This is a genomic window from Acidiphilium multivorum AIU301 (assembly GCF_000202835.1).
Taxonomy (GTDB): Bacteria; Pseudomonadota; Alphaproteobacteria; order Acetobacterales; family Acetobacteraceae; genus Acidiphilium; species Acidiphilium multivorum.
In genome coordinates, this window is the sequence record NC_015186.1 from 2575193 (window position 1) to 2592708 (window position 17516).

Genomic DNA, 17516 nt, shown 5'->3' on the forward strand with positions numbered 1-17516 from the left:
TCACGCCAGATGAATGCCCGCCGCCTCCACCATCGGTGGCGCGCATGAGCCTGGCGTCCTTCCTGTTCGGCACGCCGGACGCCGTGCGCGACCCGCCCCATGGGGTCATCGGTTGCGCCTGGTGCGGTCTCGTGCAGCGCCTGCCGGCGCGTTCAGGGCCCGGCGTCATCCATTGCCGCCGGTGCGATGCGCCGCTCGAACGCATGTCGGGCCGCGGGCTCGATGCCGCCCTCGCCTGCGCCGTGGCCACGCTGGTCCTGCTGCCGCCGGCCATTCTGCTGCCGCTGATGCGCGTCTCGCTGCTCGGCGCCGCCAACCGCAGCACGATCACCGCCGGCATCGCCGGGCTCTGGCATCAGGGCTGGCCGCTGGCCGGCATCGTCCTGGCCGCCGAACTGATCGCGCTGCCGCTGGCGCGCTTCGGCCTGCTCGCGGCGGTCCTGGCGATGCTGCGCGCCGGACGCCGGGCGGCATGGCTCGGCCCCGCCTTCCGCATCGCCGAGCGGCTCGACGAGTGGGCGACCATCGACGTCTTCCTGATCGGCTGCATCATCGGCTATTCGCGCGTCGCACCGTTCCTGCCGGTGCGGATCGGCGCCGGCGGCGCCTGCGTGATCGCCGCCGCCTTCATGACGATGATCACCCGGGCAACGCTCGAGCGCCGGGCGATCTGGCGGTCCATCGGGCCGGAATCCAGCCATGCCGGGCACGACGCCATCGCCTGCGCGGCCTGCGGCCACGTCGCCGCCGCCGCCGATGCGGGCACGCGCTGCCCGCGCTGCCGCGCGACGCTCTGGCGCCAGCGCCCCCACGCCACGGCGCGGGCCCTCGCCCTCACCCTGGCCGGCTTCATCTTCTACCCGATCGCCTATCTCTACCCGATGGAAATCGACATGCGCGCCGGCACCGCGCATGCGCACTCGATCCTCTCCGGCGTGATGAAGCTGTTCCAGGCCGGGCTGTGGCCGCTCGGCCTCATCATCTTCACCGCCAGCGTCGCAATTCCCCTGATCAAGCTGTTCGGCATCGCCTGGATCATCCTGTCCTCGCACCGCCATTCCACCCGGCGGCTGCGGCTCAAGGGGCATGTCTGCCGCCTCATCGTCGAGATCGGCCGATGGTCGCATATCGATGTCTTCACCGTCGCCGTGTTCCTGCCGCTGCTGCACCTCTCCGGCCTGCTGAGCATCGATGTCGCCGATGGGCTGCCGGCCTTTCTCGCCGTCGTCGTGCTGACCATGCTGGCCGCGCGGGCGCTCGATCCCCGCCGCATCTGGATCGCCGCACGGGAGCCGGCCCATGGCTGATCCGGACGCGCCGGAGGCCCGCTTCCGTGGCACGCGCTGGCCGGGGTTGATCTGGGCGGTTCCGGTGGCCGCGGCGCTCATCGTCGCCTGGCTCGGCGTCGCGGCACTGGCGACGCGCGGCCCGGAAGTCGTCGTCACGTTCCCGATCACCGGCGGCATCAGGCCCGGCGGCACCGACGTGACCTATCGCGGCGCGACGGTGGGCCACGTGGTCAGCGTGCATCTCGATGCCTCGCTCGCCGCCATGAAGGTGCGCCTGCGCTTCGACCCCGACATGGACGGACATCTGGGGCGCGGCACCAGATACTGGATCGCCGGGCGGCACGTCAGTTTCGGCAACCTTGCCTCGCTGAAATCGGTGATCGCGGGTCCGCATATCGCGGTGGCGCCACGGAACGGGCCGATCCGGCATCATGCCGCCGGCCTCGCCCATGCGCCAGCCGTCAATCCCGCGAAGGCCGGACTGACGGTCATGCTCACGGCGGCGAAGAAGGGCAACATCTCGACCGGCGCGGGCATCTTCTACAAGGGGTTGCGGATCGGAACCGTGCGGAAGATCGCGCTCGGCCCGAACGGCGGCGGCTTTGCCATCGGCGCCTTCATCAGCCGGCGCTACCAGCGCCTGATCACCACGCGCAGCCGCTTCTGGAACGCCGGCGGCGTACGGGTGACGGCTTCCGGCGGCGGCCCCCGCCTCGCGATGCAGTCGGTACCCGCGCTCGTCTCCGGCGCGCTGGGAGTGACGACGCCGCCCGGCGGCCGCCAGGCCATCGACGGCGCCCGTTTCCGCCTCTACCACAGCGCCGCCGCGGCGCGCGACGCGCCGGGCCCGCATGCCGTCGCCTACAGAACGGTGCTGCCAGGCGGGCCACGGGGCCTCGCGGTCGGCGCGCCGGTAACGCTGGAGGGCGCCACGGTCGGCGCGGTGACCGGCGTGGCCATGGCCTACGCGCCGCGCGCGGGCGCGATACGGAGCACGGTCCGCTTCGCGCTCGATCCGTCGCGGATCGGCCTTGCCGGTGCGACGTGGAACCTGCGGCATCCGCGCCCGCAGATGAACGCGATGCTCGCGCGCCTGATCCACCGGGGGCTGCGCGCCCACCTCGCCCGCGCGACACCGGTGATCGGCCAGCAGGAACTCGCCCTCGCCATCATGCGCGGGGCAGCGCCGGCCACGCTCGGCAAGGGCGCGCCGCCCGCGGTTCCAGCCGTCGCCGGCGGCTCGATCGGCCGGCTCATGGCCGAAGCCGGCGGCATTCTGGCCAACCTCCATGCCGTCAGCGCGCGTCTCGCCGCGCTCAGCCGGGCGCCGCGGACGCGGGCCGCGCTGAAGCGGCTCGCGCAAACCGCCGCGAACGTCGCGGCCATCACCCGCACGACGCGCGGCCAGGCGCCGCACCTTCTCGCCGACCTGCGACGGACAGCGAACGAGGCGGATGAAGCGCTGCGCGATCTGCGCGGCATGATCGGCGCCCAGGGCAGCGCGGCCAACGCCCCGGAGTCGCAGACGATGCCGCATACGCTCTACGAACTCGGCCGGGCCGCGCGGGCTCTGCGCGAACTGGTCGATGAACTGAACGCGCATCCCAATGCGCTGATCCTCGGCAAGGGACGCTGATGACCCGAACGATCGCCACACTCGCGATGGCCCTGACCCTCGGCCTTGCCGGCTGCGCCGGCCAGCGGACCATCTATCTCGCGCTATCGCCGACATCGGGGCCGACATTCCACACCCGTGGAGCGGCGATCGCGGTGGCGCACGTGCTGATGCCGCCGACGATCGACCGGATCTACCTGACCACCGCGACCGGCCCGAACACGCGCGCCGTCTCGCGGCGGGCGCGATGGACCGCCCCGCTGGCGGGACAGGCGCAGGCCATATTGGCACGCGACCTGGCGCGCCGCCTGCCCGAGCGGCGCGTGGCCATGCCCGGCGATCCCGTCCCGCGAGCGGCGCTGCTGGTGCATGTCGAGGTGACGGAGTTCATGCCGCATCCGGGCCATGTCGAGCTCGCCGCGGACTGGCGCGGCGTGCGGGCGGGCAAGGCCGTGGCGGCTGGGCGGGTGCGCATCGCCGAGCGTTGCGGCGGAGGCGCGGCGGCGGAAGCGCACGCCATGAGCGTCGCGCTCGGCCGGCTCGCCGACCGGATCGCGGCGCGGCTTTCACGGTGAGGGGCGGTCAGACCGCGACGACCACGGCCGTCACGTTGTCGTTGCCCTTGCGGGCGAGGGTGGCCGCGATCAGCAGTTCCGGCGGCGGCACGCCGTCCGGCGAACCGAGCAGGGCGGCGATTTCCGCCTCGGGCAATGTCTTGCTCAGCCCGTCCGAGCAGAGCAGGAACCGGTCCCCCGGCTCGATCCGGCCGATCACCTTGTCGAGTTCGAGATCCGCGTCGTCGGCGCCGACGGCGCGGGTAATCACGTTCGCCTGGGGATGGTGCTCGGCGGCCTCGGGCGTGAGCCGGCCCTCGTCCACCAGCGCCTGCACCAGCGAATGGTCGCGGGTCAGCTGGGTCAACTCGCCGCCGCGCAGCAGATAGACGCGCGAATCCCCCGCCCAGAGGCAGGCGAAATGGTCATCGCGCAGGATCAGGATCGCGATGGTGGAGGCGATGACCGCGCGCGGGCCGCGCTGGGACGCCTCGTGCAGCAGCGTGTGATGCGTCTCGTTCACCACGCGGCGGACCTCTGGCAGGAGTTCGGCGGCGGTCAGCCCCGGTTCCAGACGGTCCAGCCCGGCGACGATCATGCCCGAGGCCACCTCACCCGCCTGATGTCCGCCGGCACCGTCGGCCACCGCCCAGAGGCCGAGATCGGGGCGGCAGATATAGGCATCCTCGTTGTGCTTGCGCACCGCGCCGACATGGGTCTCCGCCCAGGTCACGGCGCGCGGGATCATCGTACCGCCTCCCCGGCCTCATCGCGCAGGAACGCCGCGAAACCGGCGGGATCGGGCAGGGCGGCCATCTCGATCCGCCCCGGGCCGCGATGCGGGCCGCCGGCAGACCACCAGCCGAATGCCGGTTCACACGAATCGGGCGGGAGATGTGCCAGACGGGCGGCGAGCGCATCCGGCGGCAGGTCGGTCGTGACGGCGGCGATGCCGACCTCCTCGGCCGCATCGAGCCAGGCCGTGCCGGCGAGCGCCGCTTCGGTCGCGAGCACCAGTGGAAAGGCACGCCCGACGCGGTCGACGCTCGGCAGCCACACGCCGCCGAGCGCCACGCCCGCCACCGGCGCTGAAAAACGCCACACCGGCGCCTCCATCCAGCAGGGCATCCAGTCCTCGCCCAGCGCGGTGCGGCTGGCCGCGAGGCACGCCCGCATCCAGCCATCCAGCGCATCCACCACGGCCGGCGGCAGGCCGGCGCCGACGAAGTCGCCGCGCGCCGGAATCTTGCCGTAAAAGCCGCTCACCCGCGCCACATCTTCATCCTTTGAGGCTCGGGCAGCGGAAGTCGTTCAGCACGCCCGGCGCGAACGGGTTGAAGATCGACCCCGCCTCGAGCGTGAAGCGCGCCTGCATGCCCCCCTGATCGAAGGTGAGGGTGTAGCGGGCGGAGCTGCCGTCACGCGTGAGCCGCCCCATGCCGAACAGGCGAAACACCGCCCAGGGACCGCTGGCCTGAAGCGTGACCGGCGTGCCGCCGGCGGCCGGCGTGATGATCAGCCGGGCCGTCTGCATGCCGGTGGCACCCGGCCAGTTCACCGAGGTCGGCACCGTCGGGCCGTGGGCGTAGCTGACATCGACGCCGCCAAGCTGCAGCACGACCTGTGCCGCGCCCGCCGAGAGGCCGGCGGGCGTGACCGTGAACTGCACGCTGGGCTGCGTGCCGCCCAGGAAGAACATCTGCTGGATTTCCTGCGCGCGCTGGAATTCCGCGACGGCCCCCTGGCTGACCGGCGGCGCCACGCCGTTCACCGGCTGCACCGTCCATACCTGCCCGGTCATGTTCACGAAGGGCCGCACCTGCGTGTTGAAGAAATTGTCCATCACGCCGCCCGGCGCGAAGAGCCGGGCGAAATCGGCAAGCGGAATGCCCGAGGCGGCACTTGCATCGAACGGGTAATGGCCGGTCACCGCCTTCTCGCAGAGTGCCGCGGCACCGCCCGGCGCCTTGAACGCCGCCGCCGCCGCCGCCGCGGCGCTGCCGCCGCGCAGGCTGTTCGATGTCGCGACGATCGCGCCGAGCCAGCGGCTGACCGGCTGCGGATCGTGCTGTGCCTCGCCGGCAAGGAGCTGGGCCGCATCGCCGCCGGCGGCGGGGGACGCGGGGCCCGCCGCGCCGGGCGCCGTGGCGGCGAGGGTTGCCAGCTGCTTCTGCACCTGGTCGATCAGTTGCAATGTCAGCGAGAGCGGAGAGCCTGCCGCGCCGGTGCCCACATAATTGCGCAGCGGCGCGAACTCGGCGTTGATTGCCGCCCCGGGCTTCGGGGCCGGGGCGCCTGACGCCTGCGGGCCCAGCAACTGCTTCAGCCGCGTCGCCGCTTCGTTCAGCTTGGCCGGTGCCCGCAGCTTCGCCTCGGCGCCCGTCGCCCCCTTGGCGGCCTTCGCAAGGTCTTTCGGCGGTTTGGTGAGCGTAAGCTCGTCCGCCATCGACGACAGCAGCCGCACCATCGGCGATTGGGGCGAGCCAAGCACGTAGAGCGCCTGCACGGCCTGGCCCGCGGAGCCGAGGGGCGCGATATTGAGGTCGTCGATCATCGACTGCCAGTGCCGGGCATAGGCGGTGTCGTAGAGCCGGATCACATCCTGCTCGAGCGACTGCATCTGCGGCGAATCCGGCTTGATCCGGTCCTGCGCGCCGAGCACCCAGCTTTCCCTGGCGACATCCTGTGTCGCATGGGTGAGGGCCGGCAGCAGCACGGTGTAGAAGCCGCGCTTGGTGAAGAAGCCGGGCACGCCATCGGTCAGCGGCTTGCCGGTGGCGTTGACGAAATAGGGCGTTCCGGCAGCCCCCAGCGCCGCCGCCGGCGTCCAGGCCGGCACGCGGGACGCCGCCTCGGAATCGCGGATGCGGGAATAGACCCGCTCGGCGATCGGCACGCGCGAGAAGGTCGCGCGCGCGGTGGCGATCAGCTGGCCGTCCAGCGGAACGTCCGGCAGCGGGCGGGCGAGCAGCGCGGTCAGGTCCCGCATCAGCGAATGGCGCAATGCGGTCTGGCCGAAGCCCGGATAGAGGCGCCGCCAGTCGAGCTTCATCCAGGCCTCGACCAGCGAGGCGTCGAGCGGTCCCTGATTGCCGAGCATGAGATAGACGCGGGTCGCCTGATACAGGAAATCCGGCCGGTCGAGCCCGCCGCGCATTTCCGCCTCGAGCTGAAGCACGAGGCGCGGCAGCAGCGCGTGGTCGAGCACGTTGCGGTAGACGGCGGCTGTCGCAGCCCTGATCGAGGCGCCCTGGTCGAGGCCGATGCCGTGATAGCCGCGCTCGGGGGGCGCGCCGGCAAGGTCGCGGGCCTCGCGCAGCAGCGGCGCGATCCGCGACAGATCGGCGCTGGCGACCGGATCGAGCCGGATCTGCGCCGCGACCTTCTGTTCGGCGGCAAGCCCGGCGCGCGCGCGGGCGATGGCGGCGGCATTGTCGGCATGGCTGCGGAACAGCGCCGCGAGCAGCACGACGAACACGAGGCCGACCGCGCCGAACCCCGCGCCGCGCAGCGCGAGGCGGCGCCGGGCGCCGGACCGGTCCGCCGAGCCCAGCATGGCCTCGCCGAAGATCACCTCGCCGATCAGCCGGCCGAGGAAATAGGAGCGGCCGGATTGCGGCCGCAGGCTGGGCGCGCGCCGCTGGTCGATGCCGAAGCTGCGGGCCAGCGCGCCGGTCAGACGGTCGATCGGCGTGCCTTCCTGCGTGCCCGAGCAGAGATAGACCCCGCGCAGCCACGGCGCGGGATCGAGCTGGGAGCCGGCGAACGCCTCGTTCAGGAAGGCCTCCAGCGGCGCCTGCAGGCTCGCGACCTGCATCGGGAAGCCGGCGATGAGCGAGCGGCGATCCGGGCTGCGTTCGGCGGCGAGGCGGTCGAGCATGCGCTCTTCCACGCGGCCGACCAGCTCGCGGAACTCGGCGGCGAACCGGCCCGCCATGCCCGCCGGCGTGCGATCGGGCGGAAAGGTCATGCCCCAGACCTGCGCGCGGCCGGCGGTGTCGAGATCGTCATGGAACTCGGTGAAGCCGGCGATCAGGTCGGCCTTTGTGAACAGCGCGTAGACCGGCACGGTGACGCCGAGGCGGGTGTTGATCTCCTTGATCCGCGCGCGGATGGCGCGCGCATGGGCGGCGCGGGCCGCGGCGTCGGCCTGGGCGATGTCGGACAGGGCGATGGCGACGATCACGCCGTTCAGCGGCTGGCGCGGCCGGGTGCGGCGCAGCAGGTCGAGGAAGCCGTGCCAGCCGGCCTGGTCGACCGACGCCGAGGAATCCTGCGTCGTGTAGCGGCCGGCGGTGTCGATCATCACCGCCTGGTCGGTGAACCACCAGTCGCAATAGCGGGTGCCGCCGACACCGGCGACCGCCCCCTGGCCGAGCTCGGCGGCGAGCGGAAAGTTCAGCCCGGCATTGAGCAGCGCGGTGGTCTTGCCGGCGCCGGGCGGGCCGATGATGACGTACCAGGGCTGTTCGTAGAGAAAGCCGCGCCGGCCGCGCGCCCGGGCGAGGATGCCAAGCGCCTTCTTCATCTTGTCCGCCAGCGCGGCGACTTCCTCCGCCCGCATGCCGGCCTCGGGGTCGGCCTGGGTCTCGGTGATCGCCTCTTCGACGGCGGCCGCCTTCTTGCGGGCGCGGCGATCGAGCCAGAGATTGGCCGCAAGCCAGATCACGAACACCAGGACAGCGATCGCCGCGCGCGGCAGGATGCCGGCGAGCACGGCGAGGAAGGGGCCGAAGAACCAGACCAGGGCCGCGATGATCGCGGCGCCGACGCCGCTCAGCAGCCAGCGGACCAGCCGTGCGCTCATTGGGTTTCACTCCGGATCAGCACGATTTCGATCCGCCGGTTCAGGGCGCGCCCCTGCGGCGTCGCGTTGGTCGCGATCGGGTCGGCGGCACCGCGCCCCTCCGCGGTGATGCGGCTCTGATCGCCGATCGCGCGGTCGAGCACGGCGGCCGCCGCCTTCGCGCGGTCCTCCGAGAGGACCAGGTTGTTGGGGAAGCGCAGCGTGTGGATCGGCTGGCTGTCGGTATAGCCGATCACCTGCACCTTGCCCTTCTCGCGCGCCAGCGCCTGGCCGATCTTGGAAATCAGCGGCAGCGCGGTGCTCTCGACCGTCGCGCTGCCGGAGGCGAACAGGCCGGTGTTGTTGATGCGGATGACCGGCGCGTTGACGGTGCCGAGCACGGCGACCTCGCCCTTGGTGATTTCGGGTTGCAGGAAGCCGCGCAGCCGGTCGAGCACGTTCGGGCCGGTGGTGACCGGCGGCGGCGGCGGCACGACGGCGGCGGCGCGGACGATCTTCGGCATCCGCGCCGGGTGGGCGGCGACCGACTGCGCGTAGAGCGTGGCGGACTGGCCGCCGAGCCCGTAGTCGAAGGCCGTGTAGACAAGGGCCAGCACCCCGGCGGCCGCCACCGCGGCGACCCAGACCGGCAGGGACGGGCGGCGCGGGCGGTAGGGCGCCGCAACGCCCTGCCAGTGGGGCGCCAGTTCGGGGCTGGCGGCCGGGCGGGCGCGGCGGAGGACGGCATAGACATCCTCGCGCAGCCGGTCGATCTCGGCGGGGCCGCGCGGACTGAGCCGGTAGCGCCCCATGTAGCCGAGCGAGAGGCAGATATACATCAGCTCGAGAACCGGCAGGAACCGGCCCGGGTTCTGCATGATCTGCTTGAGGATGTCGAAGAAGCGCTCGCCGGAGCGGACCTCCTGATGGAAGGTGGACACCATCGAGCGCGCGGCCCAGGCGCCGCTGCTGCCCCAGGGGGTGGCGAGCACCACGTCATCGAGGCTGGCGCACAGGGCGTAATGCGCGGGGCGCAGCTGGTCGTTCGGAATGCCCGCATTGCGGCCCGCCTGCTCGAAGTCGCGCAACGCGCGGGCGGTGCGTTCGCGCAGATCGCCCGAATCGGGCTGGGCCAGGGTGTTGCGCAGGCGAGCGAGCAACTGCAGCAGCGGGGCCGCGGCCGCCATCAGCGGCGTCGAGCCGATATTCAGCGTCTCCGCGCCGCCCGCGGGCGGCGGGGATGCCGGCCGCGGCGGCTCGCTCCACGGGTCGCCACCGCCGGTTGGCGGCGGCGGCGGCGGCGCGGGCGGGGGACGCCGGCCGCCCGGCGCCGGCCTGATGATCGTGCGGTCGGAATCGTCTGGTTCGGCAAACGGATTGTCGCTCATGCCACCCTCTTCAGCCGCGGATCGCCCAGAGTTCGAGTTTCAGCCCCGGAAATTCGCCCGATACGTGCAGTGCGAACGCGCCTGAATTCTGCATCTGCTGCCAGTGCGGACTGCCGCGATCGAGCTCGAAATAGGTGGCGCCGGCATAGAAAGGGATCTGCCGGGGCGCCACCGGGAGCGGCCGCACCGAGATGCCGGGCAGCGCGACGTTGACCAGTTCGCGGATATGCTCGACGGCGCCGATCTTCACCTGCGCGGGGAACAGCCGGCGCAGGGTCTCGGCCGGCACGTCGGCCTGCACGGTCAGGACGAAATTCGCGGCGCGCAGGATGCTGCGGTCGACGATCGGGCCGACATGAACGCCGTGGCGCCGCTCCTGCAGCGGGATCGGCACGGCGTTCTGTTCGATGACCGCCGAGAGCGCCCGCCGCAGATCGGCGACGACCGGCGCGAAGCTGCGTTGCAGATCGTCGTGCCGGTAACCGGGATAGGCGGTGGGCCGGCGGCTGCCCTCGATGAAGGTGGCGAACTCGCCGGCCATCGAGACGAAGGCGGAATAGAGGGTCTCCGGATGGATCACGGCGGCGTCGGCCCAGTGCTGAAGCATCGCCTGCCAGCGGTTGATCGCCTGGAGCAGCATGAAATCCTGCACCTCGGCGACGCCGCGCGTGCCCGGCGCGTTGAGCCGGGCGGCGAGCGCCTCGCCACGCTGGTGGATCATGCCGGAGAATTCGGCGATCAGCCCGGCGAGCGGCGGCGCCGCGTGACAGACCAGCGCCGGCGGAATCCAGCGGTCATCCAGCGTGACGCGCCGGTCGGCCGAAACCTCGACGATCCGCGCGACCGGCAGGCAGAGGAAGCCGGCGCGGTCCTCGCTGTCGAGGAGATAGCGCAGGCGCAGCCGGGCGATCAGCAGCTCCGCCGGCTCGGGCGAGGCGGAATGCGTGTCGTAGGCCTCGAAGCGGGCGGCGCCGTAGCGTCCCTCGGTGCTGCCGTCTTCCGCGGCGATCTCGGCGGCGCCGGGCTGGCGCACCGGCAGCGCGAGGTGAAGCAGCATGTTGCGCGTGTTCTCGGGCACCTCGAACGGCGGCGGATGATCGGCCTCGCCCGGCAGGGAGAAGCAGGTTCCGTCCTCGAACACGCCTTCAGCCTCGGCCAGGGCGAAACGGCCGGTGCCGAGCAGTTCCCGGTTGACCGCGAGACGGGAGATTCCCCACGGATAGGGCCGCAGCGCCGCCACCCGGCCGCGCACCTGGGCTTCGAGCCAACGGTCCTGTTGCTGGAAATGCTGCGAGCGCAGGAACATGCCTTCCTGCCAGACGACCCTGTTGGTCCAGCTCATCGACGTTCAGCCCTTCGGTTTGGTTGGGACGAGCTTGGCGTCCAATCCGTCGATCCGCAAGGTCAGCGCGTTCGTTTCATGCGCCTTCACCGGCGCGACGAGGCGCCATGTCGCCCGGTCGATCGCCCGGAAGAACACGGCGATGCCGATCGACTGCGCCTGATCCGGCAATTTGTGCGTCAGCTTCACCGTGGCGCCGGGCGCGACGATCGTCTGCTCCGACGGACCGGCGAGGTCGCTGCCGAGCAGGGACGTGGCCTTGCCGAGCAACGAATACGGGTCGGCGGCATTGAACTTGCCGGCGGTGACCAGCGGGTAGACCCGCACGGCCACCGGCTCGGCAGTGCCCGAGGCATCGGGGTTCTGGTTGGCCCCGCCCGTGATGGTCAGCGACAGCACCGCTGGCGGCTTCGGCGGCGGCGTGCCGCAGCCGGCAAGGAGGACAGGAAGTGCGAGGATGATCGAACGGCGCTTCACGTTTCACTGGCCTCCGCATCCGACAGGGCGCGCTCGTAGGCGCGGGCAAAGGTCTTGCCGAAGACGTTGTCGAAATCGTCGGCAAGGGCCGCGCTGAGCTGGCCATACAATGTTTCATAGGCCTCGAAGGCGCGCGCCTTGCGCTGGGCCGGCAGCAGCGCGCGCGCCGATTCGGCCTCCGCCCGCAGCGGCGCGGGATCGAGCCGGGCGAACAGGGCGCGCACCGCGGCCTGCATGCCGCTCATCACCGCGATCTCGTGCAGGCGGATATCGCGCAGCGCGTCCCGCACCGCCTCCTCGGCCTGCAGATCGCTGGTGCGGCGGCCGAGGCCGATCAGCGCGGCCATCGCATCGTCGTCATCCGCCGAGAATTTGAGCGGGTTGTTGCCGCGCGCGCGGATCATCGTCTGTTCGATCCGGAATTCGCCCTTGATCGCGGCGCGGGCGATCATCACCTGGCGCAGCCCGCCCACCATGGCGCGGAACAGACCGGCGAGGCGACGCATCAGCAGTTCCGGATCCGCCGGCGGCGGCAGCCCGTCCATGCCCGCGGCCTCGAGAAAGATCCTGAGCAGATCGCCGCCGGGCGCGCCGGCCGGCAGGGGAGCGGGCGGCAGGGGAGCGGGCGGAACGGGGGCGGGCGACAGGGGAGCGGGCGGCGCCGGAGCGGCTGGCGGGGGCGGCTGGATCTCGGCGGGCGGCGGCAGCGGCGAAGGCGCCGTCCATGCCGGGCCGGCCGACGCCGTGTTGGCGCCGGGTTCGAGGCCCAGATCCCAGTCATCGGGCAGAAGTTTCGGCGCCATCGGCGCGGGGCGGAAGACGTCGTTCTGCGCCGGCGAGTGGTCGGGCACCGGCGTCGGGCCGAACAGGGCATCGTCATCCGGCAGGCCGGCAAAGTCGTCGGGCATCGAAATCGAATTGCCGCCGCCGAACCACTCGTCGGATACGGGAGAGGAAGCGGGTGCCGCGGGCTTGGCGAACGGGTCCTCGCCGAACGGATCGGCGAAGGGGTCCGGCCGGGTCGCGGGCGCGGCGCCGAAACCACCGCCATATCCCGCATCCCCGAAGCCGCGCTCGACGAGACGGGCTTCGATTTCGTAGCTGCCCAGCCGGATCCGGTCGCCGTCGCTCAGCGCGTGAACGCGGCCGGCGCCAAGCGGCTCGATGTCCTGATTGACGAATGTGCCGTTGGTGCTGGTGTCGGCGATCTGCCAGGCGCCGGCACGCCAGGCGATCACGCAATGCCGCTTGGACAGCACGCGATCGGGATCGGTGAGCACCCAGTCATTGTCCGGACCGCGGCCGATGCGGAATTCCCCGCCCTCGATGCTGCGGGTTTCCGGCGGGGCCGCATCCGGGCAGCGGAGCACGCTGAGGGTGAGGGTCATTGTTCGGCCTCCGGCGGCAGTCGGCCGACGCCGCCGGCGGCGATCTCACGGGCCGAACGAAGGAAGAGCGCGAGACGGGCCGGGCCGCGCTGCGCGTCCCCGCGCACGGCGGCAAGGGCAACGGCACCGGCCACGGCCACGCCGGTCAGATGCGCAGGCGGCGGCACCGGCGGCTGGTCGGGCGGGGAAATGCTCGGGCCGGACCAGAAGGCGGCGACCGCCGCCCAGGCCTCCGGCGTCTGGAACCCGATCGCTTCCGCCCTGCTCATCGCGGCGCGGCGCCCCTCCTCGTTCTGCTGGCGAACCCAAAGCTCGACCGCATCGAGGGTGGCGCGCCCGGTCTCCGCGAGGTCCGCGGGAGCGGTGTGCCGCGCGCACATCGCCGCCCACCAGACCGCCTCGCGCCGCGGCAGGGCATGGGCGAAGCACCGCGTCGCCTCCACCAGGAAGCCGGCTCCCTCCAGCGCGTCGATCAGGGCGGGCACGGTGGCCGCGCCGCCGGCAGCCGCCAGCGCTTCCTCGCCAAGGGCTGCATGGGCGAGTACGGTCTCACGCACGGCTGCCTGTATCTTGTCCATCTTCCGTGCATCCACCTCAGTTCACCATGATGATCCCGCCCTGGAGTTTCAGCATCCCCGAGCCGGAATGCTGCGCAATCGCGCCGCTCGTCGACAGCTCGGCCTGGGCATTGATCTTGATGAGGGTGCCGGAGAGCGTGATGCCCGTCATGTCGATCTTGATGCTGTTTCCGCCCACTTTCAGCGTGATCGACTCCATCGACTCATAGGTGACGGCCCCGGTCACGGATACGGATTGCTGCCCCTGCACCGACACGCTCTGCTTGCCCTTGACCGTGACGGACTGGTTGCCATCGACCGTCTCGGAATGGTCCTGCTTGACCTCGAAGGTACGATTTCCTTTCACCGTCTCGGTCTGGTTGCCGTCCACGGTGATCGCCTCGTCCTTCTTGACGGTCACCGTGCGGTTGTTGCCGATCGTGCGGGTTTCATCATGCTCGACCTCGACCGTATAATCCCGCTCCGCATGCAGCAGGACAACCTCCGACCCCTTGGTATCGTCGATACTGAATTCGCTGTAGTTCGACGTCCCGCCACTCTTGGTTGAGCGGGAGCGGAATCCCGCCTTGTTCTGCTCGGCGGGGAGATTGAACAGGCTGACCTGGCCGGAGTTGTAGAAGGAACCGATCACGACCGGCCGGTCGATGTCGCTCTCGAGGAAGCTGATGGCGACCTCCTGGCCGATGCGCGGAAGGAACTGGAACCCCCAGCCGGCGCCGGCCCAGGGCTGGATCACGCGAACCCAGCAACTCGAGTTCTCGTCCTTCTTGCCGCGCGTGTCCCAGTTGAACTGAACCTTCACCCGGCCGTACTTGTTCGTGTAAATTTCATCGCCCGAGGGCCCGACGACGAGGGCGGACTGCAAGCCGGCGATCTGCGGCTTCGGCAGGAGTTCCGGCCGCCAGGGAACCGATGCGTCGAACAGGGTGAATGCGACATCGACGGTGGCCGTCCCTCCGCCGATGCCGGCGTGATCGGTCACGCTGAGCGCGGCCGCCGCAATGACGTAATCGCCGATGCCGAAGGGATCGCCGGTGATGGTGACGGCGTTGCCGGGAGCGAGCATCGACGGGGTGTTGCCGCCACCGGCGAACAACCCGGCACGAACCTCGGCCGCCTCGTTCTGATGGCGCACCTGCTGTCCGATCGCCTCCTTGACGGGATTTTCCGACGGGTAGCGATAGAATTTGCGGGTTGCCGCCCCCTTCGCCTTGAGCACGGTATCCGCATCGGAGACGAGGCCGGTGGATGCCGTTTCATAGTTGTAGTCGTTCCCGATGAACTTGCCGATGGTCGTGCTGTCGGCGCGGCTGAGCGTATGAACCCCGACTTCGGTCGCGGTCTGCCCGGCGAATTTGACGGCTCCCAACTTGGGGAGAGATTGCGAGCTGCTGGCGACGACGAACTTGTGTCCGGACTTTTCGTGGACGAAATAATAGAAAAGCCCATCGCGCGCGAGGATGCGATTTATGAAGTCCAGATAAGTCTCATTGAACATGACTGTATAGTCATAGCTCGTCCCGCCACTCGGCAGCTCGTATGAAGTAATCTCGAATTCGTCCAGAACTTCCTTGACGATGGCAACGGCGGTCTTGTTCTGGAATATCCGGCAATCGAGTGTCTGCCCGAGGAACCAGAGGGCGGGAACGACCGTCAGTTCATGATCCCAGAGTTCGAGGCCGGCGGCGATCGCGGTACCGGCCGCGTTGCCGGGCTTCTGGACCACGGACGAGACGAGGCCATTGATGTAGGTCTGGTTCGTCCCGTCGGACCCGATCGCGACGGTGACCGACGTGTATAGAAGATCGTTCGGATCGAGCCCGCCGGCACCCGCGCGCACCGACAGCGTATACCGGAAGCACTGGCTGAGCGCCGCCTGGCCATTGACCCCGACCAGCGTCAGGACGCCGCTACCAAGCGATGTCTGGAGGTCAAGCAGATCGATATTAGTCGTCATTCCGCCAACCCCCGATCACGATTTGCCCCGGGCGGCGCCGTTCCGCGCCCGCGCAGCAACGCCAGCCCGATACATCATAGCACCGCAAGCCGGCGCGCCGCGTGACCCGCCGCACAGGTATTTTCCATCCAGCCGCCGGACATCCCATTCTTCCTGATAGTTAACAAAGCCGCAGAAGCTACGCAAACTGCAATGGCAAGGAGCGAAAATCCGCACTCCACACTAAATATCGCGCCTTGAATTCAAATTTCTCAATTTCTCAAATTTTGAGGCAGCGTGCGTTAAATCTTTTACGTGGCTTCATATGAATTCGTCGTTCGGTTATACATCCTTAACGACTTAGGGAACGGCGATGCGGATCGGACGGGGCGTAGCGGGCCGGCAAGGATGCCGTGCCGGGATCATGGCATTCGGATTGGCGGTCTTCGGCGCGGCGGGCGCGCACGCGGCCCCGACCGCCTTGCCGACCGTGCCGCAAGTGTCGCCCCTGCAACATATCATGCCGCATGCCGCGCCGAATCTCGGCCAATCATTGCCGGATTTCCGCCCGGTCGGGCGGGAGGGCGCCGTGCCGGACCAGTCCGTGCCGGTGCACTCCGTCGCCGTGCTGGGGGCAACCGCCTTTTCCCCGGCGCAACTCCGCGCAACCGTCGGCAAGCTGATTGGCGCGGCAACGCCGCTACCGGCGATCGAGGCCGCGCGGCTGCGGTTGCTCGCGCTCTACCGCGGGCATGGCTACGTGCTCACCGCGGTATCCGCGGAAATCAACAGATCAGGCGACCTCCGCTTCATCGTCACCGAGGGCCACATCGTCAGCGTCAAGCTGTCGCGGAATATCGGTCCGGTCGGCACGCTCGTCCTTGGCTTTCTGGACCACCTCACCCATGAGCGGCCGGTCCGGCAGGCCTCGCTTGAACACTGGCTGCTGCTCGCGCAGCAGATACCGGGTGTCGCGGTCGGCGCCGTTCTGCAGCCCAATGCCGCGGCGCCCGGTGCGCTCACCCTGGTGGCCGACGTCGTCCGCCGACCGTTCTCGGCCCTTGTGACCGCCGACAACCGCGGCTTCGACGAGACCGGCCCCGCCGAAGGGCTCGTCGTCGGCGACATGAACAGCTTCACCTCGCTCGGCGAGCAGAGCCAGGCGTCGTTCTTTCACACATCCGGCGGAACCAACAATTTCGGCCAGTTTTCAGAGAGTTTCTTCGCCGGGACGAGCGGCCTTCGCATCGGGATCTACTTCGGCGCCGGCCGGGCCATTCCCTCCGGAACCTTGCGCGAGGTGGGATATCGGGCGCATCTCGACGTGTTCGGTCTCTATGCCAGCTACCCGCTCTGGCTCGAACGTGGTCAGTCGCTTGAACTGAAGGCCCGTTTCGACGGCACGGACAACATCGTCTACACGGCCTCCGGCTTCAGTGGCGCGGAGACGCCCGCTTCGACCGACTCGGTGCGAGCCCTGCGCATCGAACTCGACGAGGCGTTCAGCGATGATGTGCTCGGCGCCGCGCGGCCCGCCCTGACCACCGCCACGCTCGAGGCGTCACGTGGATTGCGGCTTTTCGGGGCGTCCGCGAACGGCAGGTCGAACGCGGGACGCCTCGGGGAACGGTTCGATTTCTGGAAGATCGATCTCTCGCTCGACCGCACCCAGACGCTGTTCAACCCCTGGCGGAATGCGAGCGTCGCCCTCGAAGGGACGTTTGGCGGCCAGTATTCGCCCGACATCCTGCCCTCCTCCGAAACCTTCTATCTCGGCGGCAACCATATCGCCCAAGGCTATTATTCCGGGCAGGTGACCGGCGACGACGCTCTTTATGCAAGTGCCGAACTTCAACTCAATACACCGCTCAATCTGCGGTTGCTGGGCCGACATTTTTTCATCGGGTCACAATTCTACACCTTCTACGACTGGGGCCAGGTCTGGCAGAATGAGCCGAGAACGCTGGGACAGAAGCCGAACGACAAGCGGCTCGCCTCGTTTGGCGGTGGGGTCCGGTTACGCCTGACGCGCCGGATCGAATTCGATATCGCCGCCGTGCACCGTTTCGTCACGCAGTTGCAGCCGCCGGCGAGCGGCGTGCCGCCGCTTCGAGAAACGGCTGTCTACTGGGGCGTGCTCGCACGCTATTGATGGGGCAAGGA

Annotated in this window: 13 protein-coding genes; 4 read left to right on the plus strand and 9 right to left on the minus strand. The window is 69.9% G+C overall.

Annotated features, from left to right (window positions below; translation table 11 throughout):
- The first annotated feature begins 44 nt into the window (after positions 1-44).
- Genes ACMV_RS11605 through ACMV_RS11615 form a run of 3 tightly spaced genes read left to right on the plus strand, consistent with a single transcriptional unit; the run spans position 45 to position 3479 of the window.
- Positions 45-1307 (plus strand): paraquat-inducible protein A, encoded by a 1263-nt coding sequence (locus tag ACMV_RS11605; protein ID WP_013640539.1) that lies wholly within the window; start codon positions 45-47, stop codon positions 1305-1307.
- Positions 1300-2925: a PqiB family protein gene (locus tag ACMV_RS11610; RefSeq protein WP_013640540.1), complete on the plus strand. Its 1626-nt coding sequence runs from the start codon at positions 1300-1302 to the stop codon at positions 2923-2925. The genes ACMV_RS11605 and ACMV_RS11610 overlap by 8 nt, the downstream gene beginning before the upstream one ends.
- Positions 2925-3479: a PqiC family protein gene (locus ACMV_RS11615; RefSeq protein ID WP_007423405.1), complete on the plus strand. Its 555-nt coding sequence runs from the start codon at positions 2925-2927 to the stop codon at positions 3477-3479. The genes ACMV_RS11610 and ACMV_RS11615 overlap by 1 nt, the downstream gene beginning before the upstream one ends.
- Before the next feature lie 7 nt (positions 3480-3486).
- On the opposite strand, the gene ACMV_RS11620 is transcribed toward ACMV_RS11615, so the two are convergent.
- Genes ACMV_RS11620 through ACMV_RS11660 form a run of 9 tightly spaced genes read right to left on the minus strand, consistent with a single transcriptional unit; the run spans position 3487 to position 15374 of the window.
- Positions 3487-4206 carry a PP2C family protein-serine/threonine phosphatase gene (locus ACMV_RS11620; protein WP_013640541.1) on the minus strand — a complete coding sequence of 240 codons (720 nt, stop codon included), beginning with the start codon at positions 4204-4206 and terminating at the stop codon, positions 3487-3489.
- The gene (gene tagF, locus ACMV_RS11625) at positions 4203-4733 is read right to left on the minus strand and encodes a type VI secretion system-associated protein TagF (RefSeq protein ID WP_013640542.1); all 531 of its coding nucleotides are present in this window, start codon (positions 4731-4733) and stop codon (positions 4203-4205) included. The genes ACMV_RS11620 and tagF overlap by 4 nt, the downstream gene beginning before the upstream one ends.
- A 4-nt stretch (positions 4734-4737) precedes the next feature.
- On the minus strand, positions 4738-8265 hold the full coding sequence (gene tssM, locus ACMV_RS11630; RefSeq protein WP_013640543.1) for a type VI secretion system membrane subunit TssM: 3528 nt from the start codon (positions 8263-8265) through the stop codon (positions 4738-4740).
- Positions 8262-9632, minus strand: a complete 1371-nt coding sequence (gene icmH / locus ACMV_RS11635; protein ID WP_013640544.1) for a type IVB secretion system protein IcmH/DotU — start codon at positions 9630-9632, stop codon at positions 8262-8264. The genes tssM and icmH overlap by 4 nt, the downstream gene beginning before the upstream one ends.
- 10 nt (positions 9633-9642) lie before the next feature.
- Positions 9643-10974, minus strand: a complete 1332-nt coding sequence (gene tssK, locus ACMV_RS11640; protein ID WP_007421661.1) for a type VI secretion system baseplate subunit TssK — start codon at positions 10972-10974, stop codon at positions 9643-9645.
- Between the two features lie 6 nt (positions 10975-10980).
- Complete coding sequence (tssJ, locus tag ACMV_RS11645; protein ID WP_007421660.1) at positions 10981-11451, minus strand: type VI secretion system lipoprotein TssJ; 471 nt, start codon at positions 11449-11451, stop codon at positions 10981-10983.
- The gene (tagH, locus tag ACMV_RS11650; protein ID WP_013640545.1) at positions 11448-12839 is read right to left on the minus strand and encodes a type VI secretion system-associated FHA domain protein TagH; all 1392 of its coding nucleotides are present in this window, start codon (positions 12837-12839) and stop codon (positions 11448-11450) included. Before tagH ends, tssJ begins: the two co-directional genes overlap by 4 nt.
- A complete protein-coding gene (locus tag ACMV_RS11655; protein ID WP_007421658.1) occupies positions 12836-13417 on the minus strand; it encodes a DUF6931 family protein in 582 nt (193 codons plus the stop codon). The genes tagH and ACMV_RS11655 overlap by 4 nt, the downstream gene beginning before the upstream one ends.
- A 16-nt stretch (positions 13418-13433) precedes the next feature.
- Positions 13434-15374: a type VI secretion system Vgr family protein gene (locus ACMV_RS11660; protein ID WP_007421657.1), complete on the minus strand. Its 1941-nt coding sequence runs from the start codon at positions 15372-15374 to the stop codon at positions 13434-13436.
- Positions 15375-15777: 403 nt separating this feature from the next.
- Between ACMV_RS11660 and ACMV_RS11665 the strand changes: the two genes are divergently transcribed.
- Positions 15778-17505 carry a ShlB/FhaC/HecB family hemolysin secretion/activation protein gene (locus ACMV_RS11665; RefSeq protein ID WP_013640546.1) on the plus strand — a complete coding sequence of 576 codons (1728 nt, stop codon included), beginning with the start codon at positions 15778-15780 and terminating at the stop codon, positions 17503-17505.
- Positions 17506-17516 lie beyond the last annotated feature (11 nt).